Genomic DNA, 3,991 nt, shown 5'->3' on the forward strand with positions numbered 1-3,991 from the left:
TCGATGTCGAGCCCGGAATCCGTTTCATCCAGGATCGCCAGTTTAGGTTCCAGCATGGCCATCTGGAAGATCTCATTCCTCTTCTTCTCTCCCCCTGAAAATCCTTCGTTCAGGGAACGGGAGAGGAATTTACGGTCTATGTCCAGTAACTCCGACTTTTCCCGGATGCGCTTCAGCATTTCGTTGGCCGGCATGTCTTCCTGGCCCCGGGCTTTGCGCGACTCGTTGATAGCCGTCTTCATAAAGTTGGTCACGGTCACCCCGGGAATCTCCACGGGATACTGGAAGGAGAGGAAAATTCCCTTGTGGGCCCGTTCTTCAGGAGCCACTTCTTCCAGGTCTTCCCCTTCGAAGACCACAGAGCCTTTGGTGATCTCAAAATCCTCTTTTCCGGCAATCACGGAGGCCAGCGTACTTTTTCCGGAACCGTTAGGCCCCATGATGGCGTGTATCTCCCCTGGGTTAACCTCCAGATTTACCCCTTTCAGGATCTTCTTTCCCTCTACCCCTGCGTGCAGATTTTTGATTTTCAACATGATATTCTCTTTTTCTTCTTTTATCAATAACTAATTATCCAACAGAACCTTCGAGGCTTATCTCCAACAATTTCTGGGCTTCCACGGCGAATTCCATGGGCAGTTTGTTCAGGACCTCTTTGCTAAAGCCATTCACGATAAGGGCGATTGCCTTTTCGGTATCGATCCCCCTCTGGTTGCAGTAAAAGATCTGGTCTTCCCCGATCTTGCTCGTGGTGGCCTCGTGTTCTATCTGGGCTGTCTTGTTTTTCGCTTCGATGTACGGGAAGGTATGCGCCCCGCATTCGTTCCCCATCAGGAGGGAATCGCACTGGGAGAAATTCCTGGCGTTCTCCGCCCGGCTGTTCACCTGTACCAGTCCGCGATAGCTGTTTTGTGATTTTCCGGCTGAGATCCCTTTGGAAATAATGGTGCTCCTGGTATTCTTACCCAGGTGTATCATCTTGGTTCCTGTATCGGCCTGCTGGTAATTGTTGGTGACGGCGATGGAATAGAATTCCCCGATGGAATTGTCTCCTTTCAACACACAGGATGGGTATTTCCAGGTGATGGCAGAGCCGGTCTCCACCTGCGTCCAGGAGATCTTCGCATTGCGCTCGCACAATCCCCTTTTGGTCACAAAGTTGTATACCCCTCCTTTTCCTTCCTTGTCTCCCGGGAACCAGTTCTGTACGGTAGAATATTTAATCTCGGCATCGTCCAGGGCGATGAGTTCCACCACCGCGGCGTGCAATTGGTTCTCATCCCGTGACGGGGCTGTGCACCCCTCCAGATAGCTCACATAACTGCCTTCATCTGCGATCACCAGGGTCCTTTCGAACTGTCCGGTACCGGCCTGGTTAATCCTGAAATAAGTGGAAAGTTCCATAGGGCACTTTACGCCTTTTGGGATATAACAGAAGGAACCGTCTGAGAAGACAGCGGAATTCAGGGCTGCGTAGAAATTGTCCTTGGGCGGAACTACAGTCCCGATGTATTTTTTAACCAACTCCGGGTGTTCCTTGATGGCCTCCGAAATAGAGCAAAAGATAATCCCTTTCTCTGCCAGTGTCTTTTTGAAAGTAGTGGCAACCGACACGGAATCCATAACGATATCCACGGCGACCCCGGCCAGTTTCTTCTGTTCGTCCAGGGAGATCCCCAACCGCTTAAAAGTGTCGAGTAGTTCGGGGTCTACTTCATCCAGACTGTTGTACTTCGGTTTTTTATTGGGTGCAGAGTAGTAGCTGATGTCCTGGAAATCGGGTTTCTTGTAATGAATATTGGCCCATTCGGGTTCTACCATCTCCTTCCATCCTTTGAAAGCTTCGAGACGCCACAGGGTCATCCATTCGGGCTCTTCCTTCTTCTTGGAAAGAGCGATGATGACCTCCTCATTAAGCCCCTTGGGAAAGGTGTCCGACTCTATATCCGTGTAGAAACCGTATTCGTACTCCTTGGTCTCCAGTTCTTTCTTTAATTCTTCCTCAGTATATGCCATATGCTGTGTTCTTCTGATTAAAGGGAGAAACTCTCTCCGCAACCGCAGGTTCTCTGCGCATTAGGGTTGTTGAATACAAATCCCTTCCCGTTGAGTCCACCCGAATATTCCAGGATGGTTCCCACCAGGTAGAGAAAGCTTTTCTTATCGACCAGGATGCGCACGTCATTGTCCTCGAAGACCTTATCCGTATCGCTGATCTGGTTGTCAAACCGGAGCTCATAGGACAGGCCACTGCAGCCCCCGCTCTTCACCCCAACGCGGACGTAGTCTTTTGAAAGGTCATATCCTTCCTCCGTCATGAGGGCAGACACCTTCTTTTTAGCCGATTCAGATACTTTGATCATCTTAATTGGACTTATTCTAAATAGTTTACAAATATACACTAAATACGGGGAGTTCAAATGAATCCTAACATTATAATAACATATATGAGGATCAGAGTTTTCTATGCTCCAGGTCAAGAAAAGATCGAAGGAAAAAAAGCAGGCAGGAAAAAGGTGGGATACTTATTCTGTCCTGATCAAGATGGCGTTGATCCCACTGAGGTAAATATGGCGAAAAGGGCCCGATTTTAATTGGATGCGCGGATTACCAGCAACCCGGAACTGATGTCACTCAGGATGATCTTACCACTCTCAAAAAAGGGATAGACACTCCAAACTCCGTCAAAGGAAGTTCCATTTCCAGAGGGAAAGCTGTCAAAATATCCAGTTTCAACCAGGTTGCCCTCCTGCAGATCTGTGAGATCAAGTACCCTGACCCCGGCTGTATAATTGGCCAGAAAGAACTGGTTTCCCTTCACATAACCATTGTGGTCAATTGCCTGGGTAGGACCGTAATAGGTGGTGTGGAGTACGGGGTTGTCCAGATCGGTCATGTCGAATACAAGGGTCCTCGAGTTGAATCCAAAGTTCATCTCATCCGTTTCGTCACCGACGATAAAATAGCGCTGGTCCTCTGTGAACCATCCCTGGTGGGTATACCCCAAATTAGGATATTGTGATGTTGAAATTACTGAAGGGTTCTGCTTATCGGTGACATTCAGTACCAATACGGTATTTTCGTTGGAACCCATAAAGATCTCACTCCCCGAATAGTCCGCATCGGGGCCATGATAAAGGACTACCTGAGCATCATGGGTGTGCCCGCTTGCCCCATAGCCTCCTGCAGGTAAAGGGTTCAGTGGATCCTGTATATTGACAAAATGGGCTCCGCCGTCATAAGGATCACTGCTTCCTGTCCCTATCGCATAGGCAAATCCTGTAGCTTCATTGATCACAATATTATGAGACGTTCCAAATCCGGTATAGAGGGCGTCCGATGCAAAGGTGGCTGGAGGATTGGAAACTGAGAGCAATTTCTTTAAATCGAATACCTGCATCCCATGCCCCCCGGCTTCAGAACCAATAAAGGCGTAGTCTCTATAGACCTTGATATCCCTCCATATACTTGAGGTGGTAGCCGTGGGTAGTTTTCCGAGGTAGACCAGGTTTTCCGTATCCGTGATCTCCACAAAGGCCGTCCCGTTATCAAGTCCGATCAGGGCAAACTCCCTGGATGAGTCCGGGTCTGTCCAGCCCCAAATGTCATTCCCTGCTGTGGCGCCGAGAGCACTCAGGTCCAGACGTCCCAGCAGGTCGTATCCCTGGCAGGGAAAAGCACCGGCAAAGCCATTTTCACAAGGGATAAAATTAGACCCCGGATCCACGGGGTCTTCCACAGGGGGATCAACCACAGGATCCATTACAATCGGATCAGGTGAAGGGTCGTCATTTTTTGAACAGGCAAAACACAGGATGAGGAGAAAGAAAGGGAGGGTTCTTTTCATAGCAAACCGACTTGGGAAAGGGTACTTTTATAAGTAAAGATACGATTTCTCTCAGATCCTCCTTAATTTTGCAGGATGCTGGAAGATAAAGAACCTGAAAAGACATCCCTGGAAAAGCTGGGCGAATTCGGCCTGATCGATCAA

The 3,991-nt window shown here is 48.9% G+C and carries 4 protein-coding genes; all 4 read right to left on the reverse strand.

What is annotated here, in order from left to right; all coding sequences use genetic code 11:
- A partial coding sequence (sufC, locus tag ABYP73_RS11860; RefSeq protein WP_372974465.1) for a Fe-S cluster assembly ATPase SufC occupies positions 1-536 on the reverse strand: 536 nt, incomplete at its 3' end.
- A gap of 34 nt (positions 537-570) precedes the next feature.
- Complete coding sequence (gene sufB / locus ABYP73_RS11865) at positions 571-2,016, reverse strand: Fe-S cluster assembly protein SufB (RefSeq protein ID WP_372945361.1); 1,446 nt, start codon at positions 2,014-2,016, stop codon at positions 571-573.
- Between the two features lie 17 nt (positions 2,017-2,033).
- Entirely contained in the window at positions 2,034-2,363 is a 330-nt protein-coding gene (locus ABYP73_RS11870; RefSeq protein ID WP_372945360.1) for a HesB/IscA family protein, read from the reverse strand.
- A gap of 227 nt (positions 2,364-2,590) precedes the next feature.
- Entirely contained in the window at positions 2,591-3,847 is a 1,257-nt protein-coding gene (locus ABYP73_RS11875; protein WP_372974466.1) for a choice-of-anchor B family protein, read from the reverse strand.
- Positions 3,848-3,991 lie beyond the last annotated feature (144 nt).

This window comes from Muriicola sp., assembly GCF_041567615.1.
In the GTDB taxonomy this organism is placed as follows: Bacteria; Bacteroidota; Bacteroidia; order Flavobacteriales; family Flavobacteriaceae; genus Muriicola.

What these genes read in the sequence shown, in the direction of transcription:
- ABYP73_RS11870 (WP_372945360.1), bottom strand. Translation starts at nt 2,363, where the DNA reads ATGATCAAAGTATCTGAATCGGCTAAAAAGAAGGTGTCTGCCCTCATG.
- ABYP73_RS11875 (WP_372974466.1), bottom strand. Translation starts at nt 3,847, where the DNA reads ATGAAAAGAACCCTCCCTTTCTTTCTCCTCATCCTGTGTTTTGCCTGT.
- sufB (WP_372945361.1), bottom strand. Translation starts at nt 2,016, where the DNA reads ATGGCATATACTGAGGAAGAATTAAAGAAAGAACTGGAGACCAAGGAG.